The 13,363-nt window shown below is 57.9% G+C and carries 13 protein-coding genes and 1 pseudogene; 13 read left to right on the forward strand and 1 reads right to left on the reverse strand.

The window, feature by feature from the left end:
• Positions 1-34 precede the first annotated feature (34 nt).
• The 6 genes from lgt (at position 35) to C5P05_RS14300 (ending at position 6,620) form a co-directional block, all read left to right on the forward strand.
• A complete protein-coding gene (gene lgt / locus C5P05_RS14275; RefSeq protein WP_114970511.1) occupies positions 35-844 on the forward strand; it encodes a prolipoprotein diacylglyceryl transferase in 810 nt (269 codons plus the stop codon).
• A 133-nt stretch (positions 845-977) separates the two neighbouring features.
• The gene (locus tag C5P05_RS14280) at positions 978-1,646 is read left to right on the forward strand and encodes a GntR family transcriptional regulator (protein ID WP_114970512.1); all 669 of its coding nucleotides are present in this window, start codon (positions 978-980) and stop codon (positions 1,644-1,646) included.
• On the forward strand, positions 1,643-3,151 hold the full coding sequence (locus C5P05_RS14285) for a malonyl-CoA decarboxylase (RefSeq protein ID WP_114970513.1): 1,509 nt from the start codon (positions 1,643-1,645) through the stop codon (positions 3,149-3,151). The genes C5P05_RS14280 and C5P05_RS14285 overlap by 4 nt, the downstream gene beginning before the upstream one ends.
• Before the next feature lie 40 nt (positions 3,152-3,191).
• Entirely contained in the window at positions 3,192-4,187 is a 996-nt protein-coding gene (locus tag C5P05_RS14290; protein WP_420130753.1) for a Bug family tripartite tricarboxylate transporter substrate binding protein, read from the forward strand.
• Positions 4,180-5,007 carry an enoyl-CoA hydratase/isomerase family protein gene (locus C5P05_RS14295; RefSeq protein ID WP_420130754.1) on the forward strand — a complete coding sequence of 276 codons (828 nt, stop codon included), beginning with the start codon at positions 4,180-4,182 and terminating at the stop codon, positions 5,005-5,007. Before C5P05_RS14290 ends, C5P05_RS14295 begins: the two co-directional genes overlap by 8 nt.
• Positions 5,008-5,066: 59 nt before the next feature.
• Positions 5,067-6,620, forward strand: coding sequence for a malonate--CoA ligase (locus C5P05_RS14300; protein ID WP_114970515.1), 1,554 nt, complete (start codon positions 5,067-5,069; stop codon positions 6,618-6,620).
• A 66-nt stretch (positions 6,621-6,686) separates the two neighbouring features.
• Here the strand turns inward: C5P05_RS14300 and C5P05_RS14305 are convergent, their stop codons facing one another.
• The gene (locus tag C5P05_RS14305) at positions 6,687-7,130 is read right to left on the reverse strand and encodes a universal stress protein (RefSeq protein WP_114970516.1); all 444 of its coding nucleotides are present in this window, start codon (positions 7,128-7,130) and stop codon (positions 6,687-6,689) included.
• Between the two features lie 206 nt (positions 7,131-7,336).
• On the opposite strand from C5P05_RS14305, the gene C5P05_RS14310 reads away from it, so the two are divergent.
• The 7 genes and pseudogenes from C5P05_RS14310 to C5P05_RS14340 all read left to right on the forward strand — a co-directional run.
• Positions 7,337-9,595, forward strand: coding sequence for a heavy metal translocating P-type ATPase (locus tag C5P05_RS14310; RefSeq protein WP_232834496.1), 2,259 nt, complete (start codon positions 7,337-7,339; stop codon positions 9,593-9,595).
• A complete protein-coding gene (ccoS, locus tag C5P05_RS14315) occupies positions 9,595-9,732 on the forward strand; it encodes a cbb3-type cytochrome oxidase assembly protein CcoS (RefSeq protein WP_114970518.1) in 138 nt (45 codons plus the stop codon). Before C5P05_RS14310 ends, ccoS begins: the two co-directional genes overlap by 1 nt.
• A gap of 87 nt (positions 9,733-9,819) precedes the next feature.
• The gene (ccoN, locus tag C5P05_RS14320) at positions 9,820-11,262 is read left to right on the forward strand and encodes a cytochrome-c oxidase, cbb3-type subunit I (RefSeq protein WP_114970519.1); all 1,443 of its coding nucleotides are present in this window, start codon (positions 9,820-9,822) and stop codon (positions 11,260-11,262) included.
• A gap of 13 nt (positions 11,263-11,275) precedes the next feature.
• Positions 11,276-11,902 (forward strand): cytochrome-c oxidase, cbb3-type subunit II, encoded by a 627-nt coding sequence (ccoO, locus tag C5P05_RS14325; RefSeq protein WP_198674718.1) that lies wholly within the window; start codon positions 11,276-11,278, stop codon positions 11,900-11,902.
• Positions 11,903-11,917: 15 nt separating this feature from the next.
• A complete protein-coding gene (locus C5P05_RS14330) occupies positions 11,918-12,073 on the forward strand; it encodes a cbb3-type cytochrome oxidase subunit 3 (protein ID WP_114970520.1) in 156 nt (51 codons plus the stop codon).
• An 11-nt stretch (positions 12,074-12,084) separates the two neighbouring features.
• On the forward strand, positions 12,085-13,002 hold the full coding sequence (gene ccoP / locus C5P05_RS14335) for a cytochrome-c oxidase, cbb3-type subunit III (RefSeq protein WP_114970521.1): 918 nt from the start codon (positions 12,085-12,087) through the stop codon (positions 13,000-13,002).
• A gap of 50 nt (positions 13,003-13,052) precedes the next feature.
• Positions 13,053-13,363 (forward strand): annotated as a pseudogene (locus tag C5P05_RS14340) (cytochrome c oxidase accessory protein CcoG); the annotation flags it as partial.

The raw sequence follows: 13,363 nt of genomic DNA on the forward strand, positions 1-13,363 counted from the left end.
CAGGATCTGCATGGCGTGCGTGCACAATGCCGCCATGCTGATTCATCCCCAAATTAATCCTGTCGCGCTTCAACTCGGGCCTCTGGCCATTCATTGGTACGGGTTGACCTATCTGGCCGCTTTTGGCCTGTTCATGCTGTTGGGTATTTTGCGCCTGCGGCATCAACCCTATGCTTCCATCAAGGAGCCCGGTGCGTGGTCGCGCCGGGACGTGGAAGACATCCTGTTCCTGGGGGTGATGGGCGTGGTGCTGGGTGGCCGTATCGGCTATTGCCTGTTTTACAAGCCTCTCTATTACCTGGCGCATCCGCTGGAGGTTTTTGCGGTGTGGCAAGGCGGCATGAGCTTTCATGGCGGCATGTTGGGCGTCTTTGTCGCCATGATCTGGTTTGCCCGCTCACGCCGCAAGCCCTGGCTGCAGGTGACCGATTTTGTTGCGCCCTGCGTGCCCACGGGCTTGGCGGCAGGGCGGGTGGGCAACTTTATCAATGGTGAGTTGTGGGGCCGTTTGAGTAGTCCGGACCTGCCTTGGGGCATGGTGTTTCAAGGCGCGGGCGATTTGCCGCGTCACCCATCACAGGTGTATCAATTCTTGATGGAAGGGCTGCTTTTGTTCGTCTTGCTGTGGTTGTACGCCCGCAAGGAACGCAAGCAGGGCCAGGTGTCGGCCGCCTTTTTGCTGGGCTATGGGGTGTTTCGATTCATAGCCGAGTTTTTCCGCGAGCCCGATGCGCATCTCGGTATTTTGTCGCTGGGCATGAGCATGGGGCAGTGGCTGTGTCTGCCCATGATTGTGGGCGGGGTGGTGTTGTGGCGCTGGGCTCAGACCCGTACCTCCAACTGACGTTCTTCGCAAAACTCGGGTTTGTACGGGGGTAAAAAACCTTGTGCGCCGAGTTTTATACGGCCATAATTATGCGTAATTATTGAAAATTACAGCCTGATCACGGCACACCCTACGACCTGAAAAGACGACCATGCGACTGGTTCACAACTCCTTGCACGATGAAGTCGCGGTGCTTCTGCGCGACCAGATATTCGCTGGCACATTGGCGCCAGGCAGTTTCATTGACGAAGCTGCACTCTGCGCGAGTCTGAAAATATCGCGCACACCGCTACGCGAGGCGCTCAAGGTGCTTAGCGCCGAGGGTTTGGTACGCCACGAGCCGCGCCGAGGCTGTTTTGTGAGCGAGGTGACCGAGCGGGATCTGGACGAGATCTTTCCCGTGATTGCCATGCTGGAGGGGCGCTGCGCCTTTGAGGCCGCGCGCAATGCCACTGATGCCGACATCGCCGCACTGGATGTGCTGCACGAGCGCCTGGAGAAGCACGCCAAAGCCCGGCGCATCAACGACTATTACGCCACCAACTTCGCCATTCATGAGGCCATCATCACCTTGGCCAACAACCGTTGGCTGGCCCAGGTGATCGCCGATTTGCGCAAGATACTCAAGCTGGCCCGGCTGCAGCAACTGCATGCGCCGGGCCGGCTGGAGCAGAGCTTGAGTGAGCATCTGGCCATCTATGCGGCGTTGAGAGCGCGCGACTGCGAAAGCGCTGATGCCGCCATGCGAACCCACCTCACGCGTCAGCGTGAGGCCCTGCGCGAACTCGCGCGTAACCAAAAAAGCAGGCTCCTGGCATGAATACAACCGATTGGATCAGCCGCAAGGTTTCTAAACTCTTGCCCGTCGCCACTTCCAATATAAACAGGGCTTCAGCCCCCGCCAATAAAGCGGAAGGTGCTATTAAAACAGGAGTCTTTGGTGGTCTTCCTGCTGCACCCGTCAGCGCAGGTGGCCGTTCACCCTCGCGTTCCACGCGCGAGCGCCTGGCCGGCACCTTGCGGCACGGGGAAGAGGCCCTGTCACCACGCGTTCTGCGCCGCACGCTGACGGAGTTGCAGGCGGTGGTGGACAGCCGGGTGAGCGAGGTGGAAGGCGGGCGCCGCGCCAGTGGCGTGGCGCAGTGGTACGCTGCGGCCACGGCCGCAGAGCGGCGCGATTGCTGGCTGTTGATGAGCGAACAGTTCGTGGCAGATCCGCAAGTCGTCAAATCGGCGCAGGCCCAATTTGCTGCTGCGGCGGGGACGCCTGATGAGGCCGCTGCCGAGGTGCATTACCGCCGCGCCACGGTATCACCGCGCAGGCGTTTGCTGCAGCGTTTCAGTGCATTTCCAGAAGGAATCCGGTTTTTGGTCGACCTGCGCGCCGAGATGCTGCCTCACCTCAAATCCGACAAGCGCCTGCAGGCGCTGGATATCGAGATGGAGTACATGTTTTCCACCTGGTTTGACGTGGGCTTTCTGGACCTGCGCCGCATCAGCTGGGATTCACCCGCGTCCCTGATCGAGAAGCTGATCAAGTACGAAGCGGTGCACGATATCAAAGGCTGGGCCGACGTGAAGAACCGGCTGGACTCGGATCGGCGCTGCTACGGCTTCTTTCATCCCCGCTTGCCGGATGATCCGCTGATTTTTGTCGAAGTCGCCTTGATGAATACGATGGCTGACAGCATCACCCCCTTGCTTGATGAATCAGCTGACGCGGCAGACCTGAACAAGGCGACCACGGCAATTTTTTACTCCATCAGCAACACTCAGATCGGGCTGCGCGGCGTGAGCTTCGGTGACTCATTGATCAAGCGCGTGGTCGAAACCCTCAAGGCCGAGTTTCCCCGTCTCAAGACATTTGCCACGCTCTCGCCGATCCCGGGCTTTCGTGCCTGGCTGGGCAAGAACGCCAGCGCCATGCTTGACAAGCTGGATGACAAGGCCCGCGCGGAGCTCGGCCGAGCCTTGGGATGTGAGTCTGTGACGGCGACACAGCTGTTGGCTGCCGCCGACAAGGCGCTGGAGCTGGACGCCAAATCGCCGGTGCGCCACCTGCTTTTGCAAAGCGCCGCCCAGTATCTGGGCCGGGAGCTGGTGGATGGCAAGCCGCTTGACCCGGTGGCACGCTTTCATCTGGGCAACGGCGCGCGGATTGAACGGCTGAACTGGGGCGGTGACCCGTCGGCAAAGGGCCTCAAGCAGTCTTACGGAATGATGGTCAATTACCTTTATGACCTCAAGCGTCTGGACAAGTACCGGGCACAACTGGAACAAAGAAAAATACCGATTTCAGGCGACATCGAAGCCCTGGAATTTTGAAGGTTGGCTTTCGTTTTTAAAAATATTACAGGAGACAGACATGACTTTGATGCACCTCACACATAACCCCCGGCGCGACGTTTTACGCCTTGCCGCAGCCACCCTGGCCAGCAGCGCACTGCCGGGGTTCGCGCAGACGAGCTGGCCAGCTAGGCCCGTGACCGTGGTCGTTCCTTTTCCAGCCGGGGGCGGCACTGACGCTTTCGCCCGGCCGCTGTCGGCGCAATTCGCCAAATTGACCGGTCGACAGCTCATCATTGATAACCGGGGCGGGGCCGGTGGCACCGTCGGGGCCAGTATTGCGGCCAAAGCCCAGCCGGACGGTTACACGCTCTTCATGGGGGCAGTACATCACGCCATTGCGCCGTCGATGTATCCCAGGCTCGACTACGACATCGAGAAGGATTTCGCGCCGCTGGCCCTGATGGCCAATGTGCCGCAGGTACTGGTGGTCAACCCGAAGCTGGTGCCGGGCGACTTCAAGGCATTTTTGGCGCAGGTACGCAAAAACCCGGGTCGCATGAACTATGGCTCGGCCGGTAGCGGTACTTCGCACCATCTGGCAGGGGAGTTGTTCAAGCAGCAAACCCAGACTTTTATCACCCATATTCCTTATCGCGGGGCGGGCCCGGCCTTGGGGGATCTGATGGCGGGCAATGTGGACATGATGTTTGACGGATTGGGTTCGTCTGCCGGGCACATCAAGGGTGGTCGCATCAAGGCGTTGATGGTGTCCGGCTTGAAGCGCAACCCGGCCTTTCCCGATGTGCCCTGTGCCGGCGAATTGGGTTTGCCGGACTACACCGTCACCACCTGGTATGGCTTGTGGGCGCCCAAAGGTACACCCGCCGATGTCCAGGCCTGGATCGTCGAAGAAATGCGCCGCGCCGCCGCCACCGACGAGCTCAAAGCCATCTGGGCCAGCAATGGCGCGGAGTTTGGCAACCTGACACCGCCGCAGTTCGGCAGTTTTGTCAGCAATGAGGTCAAACGCTGGGCAGCAGTGGTCAAGGCTTCCGGTGCCAAACTTGACTAAGCCGGCCCGTTCAACAACAACCCCGGGCTGCATCCAGTTGGCGCAGCAGGCGGGCGTGGCGCGGGTCACCATCAGCCACCCACCGCGCTTCAATGCCATGTCGCGCATCATGTGGCGCGAACTGCGCACGGTTTTTGAGGGTGTGCAAAACAGCACAGACATACGCTGCGTCGTGGTGCTGGGAGACAGGGGCAACTTCTGTTCCGGTGGCGATATATCGGAGTACGCTGATTTTCGGTTTCAGGAATCCAGCCTGCGCGACTTTCATGAAAACGACGTCTGGGGCGGTTTGCAGGCCATGCTGGCTTGCGATGTGCCCATCGTGGCGCAGATCGAAGGCAATTGCATGGGGGCGGGGCTTGAAATGGCCAGCTGCTGTGACATTCGTCTGGCCGGTAGTTCCGCCAAATTTGGCGCGCCCATCGCCCGGCTGGGCTTTCCCATGGCGCCGCGCGAGGCGGCCCTGGTTGCGCGGGAAGCTGGCCTGCCGACGGCGCGCCAAATGCTGCTTGAGGCGGCGATTTTCAGCGCGGCGGACATGAAGGCCCGTGGGTTTCTCAGCCAGGTATTGCCGGATGCGGAGCTGGCCGCGCAAGCGCAGGCCGCCGCGCTGCGCATCGTGGCCCTGGCCCCCCAGGCCGCGCGCCTCAATAAACAGACGATTCGGGTATTAAATAGCCCTCTAGCCCTTGTAGAGCATGCGCATAAAGCTATTGATTCGATAGCAATTCAGATTGACAACGCTTACGCTTACGCTGATAGCACCGAACACCGCGAAGGTATTCTGGCCTTTCTGGAGAAGAGAAAGCCCGCGTTTTAAAGCGCCGCTTAAGTCAGACAAGCTTTCAACATTCATTCTTGCCAAACACCCTATTCGATATGCAAACACAGAGCAACTCTGGCCAGAGCAACGGCAATCTTTTTTCGGCACTTCGTGCCGCCTTTCCCCAGGACCTGGACGCCGTCGCCGTCGAGACCGACAACGGGCTGTATTACTCGTGGCGCGACCTCGATCGCGCCACCGCCATGATGGCCAATTTGCTGGCGTCGCTGGATCTGGCGCCTGGTGCCCGTATTGCGGTACAGGTGGAGAAGTCGGTTGAGGCCTTGGTGCTGTACTTGGCCACCCTGCGCGCGGGCTTTGTGTTTTTGCCTCTCAACACGGCCTACCAAAGCGCCGAGATCGAGTATTTCATCGGCAACGCCGAACCCGCCGTGGTGGTGTGCACGGCCAAGAACTTCGGCTGGGTCAGCAAGATTGCGTTCAAGGCGGGCACGCAAAGCGTGTTCACCCTCAATGACGACCGCACCGGTTCCTTGCTGGAGCGTGTCGCCCATTGTTCCGACCAGCACGCGGTGGCGTTCAGACAAGCCGATGACCTGGCTGCCATTCTGTATACCAGTGGCACCACGGGCCGGTCCAAAGGGGCCATGCTGAGCCATGGCAATCTGTTGAGCAATGCGCGGGTGCTGAAAGATTACTGGGGCTGGCGCAGCGCGGAGGAGGGCGGTGATGTGTTGATTCACGCCTTGCCGATCTTCCATGTGCATGGTCTGTTCGTGGCCATTCACGGGGCGCTGCTCAACGGCAGCAAGATGATCTGGATGAGTAAGTTTGATCCCCGGCTGGTAATCAAAAAAATGGCCGAGGCCACCGTGTTCATGGGCGTTCCCACGCTCTATGTGCGCCTGCTGGCCGAGCCAGGGCTGACGGTGGATGCGGCGCGCCATATGCGCTTGTTCATCGCCGGGTCGGCGCCCTTGCTGATTGAAACCTTCAACGAGTGGCAGGCCAAAACCGGCCACACCATTCTGGAGCGCTACGGCATGAGCGAGACGCTGATGCTCACCTCCAACCCGTATCACGAGGCCGATGGCGAGCGAAGGGCTGGCACCGTAGGTTTTCCGCTGCCGGGTGTGAGTCTGCGCGTGCAGGATGACGACGCTCAGCCGGTGGCGACAGGAGAGATTGGTGGCATCCAGGTCAAGGGGCCCAATGTGTTCAAGGGCTACTGGCGCATGCCGGAGAAAACGGCGGAAGAATTCACCGCCGACGGCTACTTCAAAACCGGCGATGTCGGCAAGATCGATGCGCTGGGCTATGTGACGATCGTGGGGCGCAGCAAGGACCTGATCATCAGTGGCGGCTACAACGTCTATCCCGCTGAAATAGAAGGCGTTATTAACGACCTTCCCGGCGTAGCCGAGAGCGCCGTTGTTGGCATCCCGCATGCTGATTTTGGCGAGGTGGGTGTGGCTCTCGTCATCGCCAAGCCAGGGGCTTCACTCGACCCCAGTGAAATCATTGCCAGCCTGAAAGCACAACTGGCGAATTTCAAGGTGCCCAAACAATGTTTTGTGGTGGATGCCTTGCCGCGCAACGCCATGGGCAAGGTTCAAAAGAATGTTTTGCGCGCGCAATATGGGGCTTGAATGGCGACTGAGTAGCTGTTAAATTAATAGCTACTCGCGCAGATATTACGAGGGTTAAACGCCTTTTTAGCGCAGAACCAGAACTGGAATGTGGGAATGTGTCAGCACTTGCTGGGTTTCGCTGCCCAACAACAGGCGTTTGATACCGCGGCGACCATGAGATGCCATCACGATCAGATCGCATTTCTGCTTTTTTGCCGCGGCAATGATGGCGTCCGACACCAGGTCTGACTTGACCGTGATGGCCTTGGTTTTGACACCTTTTGCCAGTGCCGCTTTTTGCACAGCATCGACGATTGCCTGCCCGTCTTCTGCCCACTGCTTCTCAACTCGGCTGACCTCGGCCGCCTGCAAGGCCAAGCCACCTTCAAAATAGCTTTGCGGGTAACGCGGAATTACTTTAAGGGCCACCAACTCTGCCCCCGTCAATGCGGCCAGCGCAATAGCGCTGCTTACCGCTTTCTTGGACAATGTGGACCCATCGGTGGCGACAAGAATTCGTTGGTACATGAACTGTTCCTTATTTGAGTTGAGGCTGGAAGCTTACTCTGGTCGCTCTGCACTGTCCTGATTTTCGTCAAGTAAACTGCGCAGCTTATCGGGCGCCCATCAACCTAATGTCCAATGATCATCTCGCCGTCCTTGTTGCGGCCCCTAAAAACCTTCTCGATGCTCGCCACCAGGATCAGGTGCAATCGCCTGACGCGGGAGCAACGATGGATGTCTTGCATCTCCTGGATGATCCGCAGGAGTGGTCTGCCTTCAGTCGCCCTGACACCCACAAGGCGGGTTGCTGGGAGTCCAATCTGTTGATCGAAGGCATGCACTGCGCGGCCTGCGCACTGACCGTGGAGGATGCGCTGCTGAGTGTGCCCGGCGTCCTGACGGCCGAGGTAGGCGCAGGCAGCCACCGTGCGCGCGTGGTCTGGGCGTCCGACGCGGTCCAGCCCTCGGTATGGATGCGGGCTGTTCAAGCCGCAGGCTACCGCGCGGTGCCCGCCAATGATTCGTTTGCCCGTGAACGCCGCAAAGGCGAAGCGCGCAAGGCGTTATGGCGTTTGGCTGTAGCCGGGCTCTGCATGATGCAGGTGATGATGTACGCCTATCCGGCCTACGTGGCAGCGCCCGGGGATTTAACGGCCGAGATGGAGCAGCTTCTGCGCTGGGCCTCATGGGTGTTGACCCTGCCGGTGATTCTTTTCTCATGCGGTCCGTTTTTTGGCAATGCGTTACGCGATATTGCGAGTCGACGCGTGAGCATGGATTTGCCAGTGGCTCTCGGCATGTTGATTACCTTTGTTGTCAGCACCGCTGGCACGTTTGATCCGCAGGGCATCTTTGGTCGCGAAGTTTATTTTGACTCGCTCACCATGTTTGTCTTTTTCCTGCTGTCGGGCCGTTGGCTGGAGTTGCGTTTGCGCGATCGAACGGCCGGCGCGCTGGAAGCGCTAATGAACCGGCTGCCAGACAGCGTGGCACGTCTGTGTGATGACGGCAATTTTGAACGGGTTCCGGTGCGCAGGTTGCTGGCCGGAGACGTCATCCGCATCTTGCCTGGCGAGACATTCCCCGCCGATGGTCTGGTGATACAAGGCGACACGATGGTCGATGAGGCCTTGCTCACGGGGGAGTCTCGTCCGGTATTGCGTGGTGTTGGCAGCACGGTTATTGCGGGAAGCCATAACCTTTCATCTGTCGTTCAGGCGCGGGTGGAGCGAACAGGCGAGCAAACCCGTTTCGCCCAGATTGTTGCGCTCATGGAAAGTGCGTCAACCACCAAGCCGACCTTGGCCCGGTTGGCAGACCGTATTGCCAAGCCCTTTCTCATAGCGGTTTTGTTGGCTGCCGGATTGGCCTGTGCTTTTTGGTGGGGACGGGATCCAGAGCGCGCGCTGATGGTCGCCGTGGCTGTGCTTGTTGTCACCTGTCCTTGTGCTTTGTCTCTGGCGACACCGGCTGCCATGCTGGCTGCCGCGGGCATGCTGGCGCGACGGGGTGTCCTGGTGCGTCGCCTGGAGGCTTTTGAAGCTATGGAAACCATCGATACGGTGATGTTTGACAAAACCGGGACCTTGACACGGGATGCCATGGTTCTGGCCTCGACTCAGGTGCGTGAGGGCGTCCTCATTGAGCAGGTGCTGGGCATGGCAGCGGCATTGGCGCAACATTCGCTTCACCCGGTGTCCCGAGCCTTGGTGGCTGCGGCAGGCGAACTCGGCGCTTCCCCATCTTGGAAGGCAGAGGCGGTGAAAGAGGTCGCTGGCGGCGGTGTTGTTGGCAAAGTGGGGGCTGGCGATGTCCCGCTCGTCTCGACTGACGTGCGTCTTGGTTCTGCCGCGTTTTGTGGCCTTGAGTTGCCCCGATCTGATTCGCTGCAAGCTTGTCTAAGTGACGAGCGAGGCTGGCTGGCCACGTTTGAGCTTCATGAGGATGTGCGTCCTGATGCGCTGGCCACGGTGGCAGCACTTCAACGTGAGGGTGTGGCGGTGCACTTGTTGTCTGGAGATGGTGCTCAGGCGGCGGCGCGGGTGGCGGCGCAGGTGGGCATCACCGAGTTTCGCGGCAATTGCTCACCTCAAGACAAGCTTGATTTTCTCAATAATGCACAACGGCGTGGCCACAAGGTGGCAGTCGTGGGCGACGGGCTCAATGACGGCCCGGTGCTCGCCGGTGCCCACGTATCGTTTGCGTTTGGTCAATCGGTGCCATTGGCACAGGCGCAGGCAGATTTTGTGGTGTTGGGCGATCAACTGGGTGCCGTTGTAAGAACATTGATAGTGTCCCGTCGTACCCTGCGTGTAGTGCGCCAGAATCTTTGGTGGGCGGCCATTTATAACGCGGTGTGTGTACCTCTGGCCGTGGTCGGGTGGCTGCCGGCCTGGTTGGCCGGTTTAGGCATGGCGTTGAGCTCTCTGTTAGTCGTGCTCAATGCCTTGCGGCTGTCGGATAGGGCTAATCCACAGGGGAAAGTTTGATGGACATTCTTTATTTACTGATTCCGCTTTCGGTCATTCTTGTATTTTTCATACTTGGGGGACTGTGGTGGGCGATCTACCGTGGGCAATTTGACGACATTGAGTCTGAAGGCGAGCGAATTCTTAAGGATTCATAAGAATTTCTTTGAACGGTTGATGTGTGTCAAAAGGTATACGGGTTTGCCATGGGAAACTCGATTCAAACTAACTGAGAAGAGGTGAAAATGATATTTCCTAATTCGCTAGCAACTACTTACAACGACAAGGTTGTAAGGCAGTTTGCCATCATGACGGTCGTCTGGGGCGTGGTGGGCATGCTGGTCGGCGTGATCATCGCCGCGCAGCTGACGTGGCCTGAACTTAATCTGGGTATTCCGTGGCTGAGTTATGGCCGATTGCGCCCGCTGCACACCAATGCTGTGATTTTTGCGTTTGGTGGTTGTGGTTTGTTTGCCAGTGCTTATTATGTTGCGCAGCGCACCTGCCACGTTCGGCTGTTCAGTGACAAGCTGGCAGCCTTCACTTTTTGGGGTTGGCAACTGGTTATCGTAGCCGCCGCTGTTTCTTTGCCACTGGGTTTCACCGAAGGCAAGGAATATGCAGAGCTGGAGTGGCCTATTGACATCCTGATTACACTGGTCTGGGTGTCATTTGCCATTGTGTTTTTTGGCACCATCGGGACCCGCAAAGTTCGCCACATTTACGTGGCGAACTGGTTTTTCGGAGCCTTTATTCTGGCTATCGCGTTGCTGCACTTGGTCAACAGTGCTGCCATTCCGGCGGGTTACATGAAGTCCTACTCGGCTTACGCCGGGGTGCAGGATGCGATGGTGCAGTGGTGGTATGGCCACAATGCCGTGGGTTTCTTCCTGACAGCTGGCTTCCTGGGCATGATGTATTACTTCATTCCCAAGCAGGCTGAGCGTCCGGTTTACTCCTATCGTCTGTCCATTGTTCACTTCTGGGCGCTGATCTTCACTTACATGTGGGCGGGTCCTCACCACCTGCACTACACGGCACTGCCTGACTGGACCCAATCAGTGGGCATGGTGTTCTCCCTGATTCTGCTGGCGCCAAGCTGGGGCGGCATGATCAACGGCATCATGACGCTGTCGGGCGCATGGCACAAACTGCGTGACGATCCAATTCTGCGGTTCCTGATCGTGTCGCTTTCGTTCTACGGCATGTCGACCTTCGAAGGTCCCATGATGTCGATCAAGACAGTCAATGCACTGTCTCACTACACCGACTGGACTGTGGGCCATGTGCATTCCGGCGCCCTGGGTTGGGTTGGCCTGGTGACCATGGGCAGCATGTATTACCTGATTCCGCGCCTGTTTGGTCAGAAGAAGATGTACAGCGTCAAGGCGATTGAGATTCATTTTTGGACAGCAACCATCGGTATCGTTATTTACATCGCCGCGATGTGGATTGCCGGCGTGATGCAGGGTCTGATGTGGCGCGCTATTAACGCCGACGGTACGCTGACCTACACGTTTGTAGAGTCCGTCAAGGCGACCTTCCCGTTTTACGTGTTGCGTCTGTTGGGTGGACTGCTGTACCTCACCGGTATGGTGATCATGCTCTGGAACACATTGAAGACTGCGACTAGCGGTAGGTCCGTCACCGTGACCATTCCGGCTCCGGTTGCACCCGCTCACGCCTGAGAAGGAAATAACCATGGCAAATAACAATGCAAGCGGCAAACTGTCGCATGAAAAAATCGAGACCAACAACTTTCTGATGATCGTTTTGATCCTTCTGGTGTTGCTGGTGGGTGGGTTGCTGGAAATTGTTCCGCTGTTCTTCCAAAAGTCCACGACGCAGCCGGTTAAGGGACTGATGCCCTACACTGCACTCCAGTTGGCCGGGCGCGACATCTACACCCGCGAGGGTTGTTACAACTGCCACTCGCAGATGATTCGTCCATTCCGTGCCGAGACATTGCGTTATGGCCACTACTCGATGGCTGGCGAGTTTGTGTATGACCATCCGTTCCAGTGGGGCAGCAAACGCACGGGCCCTGATCTGCATCGCGTCGGTGGCAAGTACAGCGATCAGTGGCATCGTGACCATCTGAACAATCCGCGTGACGTGGTGCCTGAATCCAATATGCCTGCTTATCCCTGGCTTCTCAAGGACACCGTGGACGCGGAGTCCATGCCAGCCCACATGAAGGCTTTGCGGGTTGTGGGCGTACCCTACACCGATGAGCAAATTGCCAAGTCTACGCAAGAGATCAAGGGCAAGACTGAAATCGAAGCGGTCATTGCCTATCTGCAGGTATTGGGAACCTCGGTCAAATAGGCGGGAGACATTTCTATGGAACTCGATATCAACACGCTTCGTTCTTGGGCCACGGTGGCTAGCTTTATCACGTTTATCGGAATCATCGTGTGGGCTTATTCCCGCCGGAATGCTGCTGATTTCGACGAGGCCGCCAACTTGCCTTTCAGCAAGATAGACGAACCGCAATAAAAGGAAAAAAAATGAGCGACTTTACAAGTAACTTCTGGTCGTTGTACGTTACCGGGATCACCATTGTCAGTATCTTGGCCTGCCTGCTGCTGCTATGGTTCAGTGGTAAAGCCCACGCCATGACCGCCAACGACAACAGCACCGGACATGTCTGGGATGGTGATTTACGCGAGATGAACAATCCGTTGCCGCGTTGGTGGGCTTGGTTGTTCGTCATCACGATCGTTTTCGCGTTTGTTTATCTGGCCCTGTATCCAGGATTGGGTTCTTACGGCGGAAAATTGGGATGGACGTCAACTGGACAACACCAGGCCGAGGTGGATAAGGGCAATGCTGAGGTCGCGCCTTTGTACGCCAAGTTCTCCGCCATGAAACCTGAAGACGTGGCGAAAGATGCACAAGCCATGGCCATTGGAGAACGCTTATTCATGAATAACTGTGCCCAATGTCATGGTTCCGATGCTCGGGGTAACAAGGGGTTTCCTAACCTGACGGACAACGACTGGTTGGGTGGCGGCACGCCAGAAATCATCAAGGCAAACATCATCAATGGACGTAATGGCATGATGCCGCCCATGGCAGCTGCGGTGGGTACGGCGGACGATGTCAAGAACGTGGCGCAGTATGTTTTGAGTCTGTCAGGCAGTCCGCACGACTCCGTCCAGGCATCACTTGGCAAAGAAAAATTCACCGCTTGTGCGGCTTGCCACGGCGCGGACGGCAAGGGCACTCAGGCCCTTGGTGCGCCGAACCTGACGGACGATATTTGGTTGCATGGTTATGGCGAGGCCGCCATTCTTGCCATGATCAACACTGGCAAAGTCAATGTAATGCCTCCCCAGGCAGACAAGTTGACTGAAGCTCAGATCCACGTGTTGGCATCTTATGTTTGGGGGCTTTCCAACAATGGTGGCGCCGTTGCCAAGTAAGTATGCAAATGGTGTTTCGTCGGTAAAATTGCATCTTTGAAGGAAGATAGTTGAACAGCAAGGCACCAGGTGCACGCAAGATCATCCCCATCGTCGCGCAGGAGGGCTATGTGCCGCCCAAGGAAGCGGACGAGGCGGATGAGGTCCTGATTTCCCTGTACGCGGCACACGAGAAGATATACCCGCGCGGCGTCTCGGGCCTGTTCTCGAATTGGCGCTGGGCCATGGTCTGGCTGACCCAGCTGGTGTTCTACGGCCTGCCCTGGCTGGAGTGGGGCCAGCGCCAGGCGGTGCTGTTTGACCTGGGCGTGCGCCGCTTCTACATCTTCGGCCTGGTGCTGTACCCGCAGGACTTCATCTA

Source organism: Rhodoferax ferrireducens (assembly GCF_003347515.1).
Classification (GTDB): domain Bacteria; phylum Pseudomonadota; class Gammaproteobacteria; order Burkholderiales; family Burkholderiaceae_C; genus Rhodoferax.

Excerpts from the sequence above, each read along its gene's own strand:
- lgt (WP_114970511.1), top strand. The coding sequence starts at position 35 with ATGCTGATTCATCCCCAAATTAATCCTGTCGCGCTTCAACTCGGGCCT.
- C5P05_RS14280 (WP_114970512.1), top strand. The coding sequence starts at position 978 with ATGCGACTGGTTCACAACTCCTTGCACGATGAAGTCGCGGTGCTTCTG.
- C5P05_RS14285 (WP_114970513.1), top strand. The coding sequence starts at position 1,643 with ATGAATACAACCGATTGGATCAGCCGCAAGGTTTCTAAACTCTTGCCC.
- C5P05_RS14290 (WP_420130753.1), top strand. The coding sequence starts at position 3,192 with ATGACTTTGATGCACCTCACACATAACCCCCGGCGCGACGTTTTACGC.
- C5P05_RS14300 (WP_114970515.1), top strand. The coding sequence starts at position 5,067 with ATGCAAACACAGAGCAACTCTGGCCAGAGCAACGGCAATCTTTTTTCG.
- C5P05_RS14305 (WP_114970516.1), bottom strand. The coding sequence starts at position 7,130 with ATGTACCAACGAATTCTTGTCGCCACCGATGGGTCCACATTGTCCAAG.
- C5P05_RS14310 (WP_232834496.1), top strand. The coding sequence starts at position 7,337 with ATGGATGTCTTGCATCTCCTGGATGATCCGCAGGAGTGGTCTGCCTTC.
- ccoS (WP_114970518.1), top strand. The coding sequence starts at position 9,595 with ATGGACATTCTTTATTTACTGATTCCGCTTTCGGTCATTCTTGTATTT.
- ccoN (WP_114970519.1), top strand. The coding sequence starts at position 9,820 with ATGATATTTCCTAATTCGCTAGCAACTACTTACAACGACAAGGTTGTA.
- ccoO (WP_198674718.1), top strand. The coding sequence starts at position 11,276 with ATGGCAAATAACAATGCAAGCGGCAAACTGTCGCATGAAAAAATCGAG.
- C5P05_RS14330 (WP_114970520.1), top strand. The coding sequence starts at position 11,918 with ATGGAACTCGATATCAACACGCTTCGTTCTTGGGCCACGGTGGCTAGC.
- ccoP (WP_114970521.1), top strand. The coding sequence starts at position 12,085 with ATGAGCGACTTTACAAGTAACTTCTGGTCGTTGTACGTTACCGGGATC.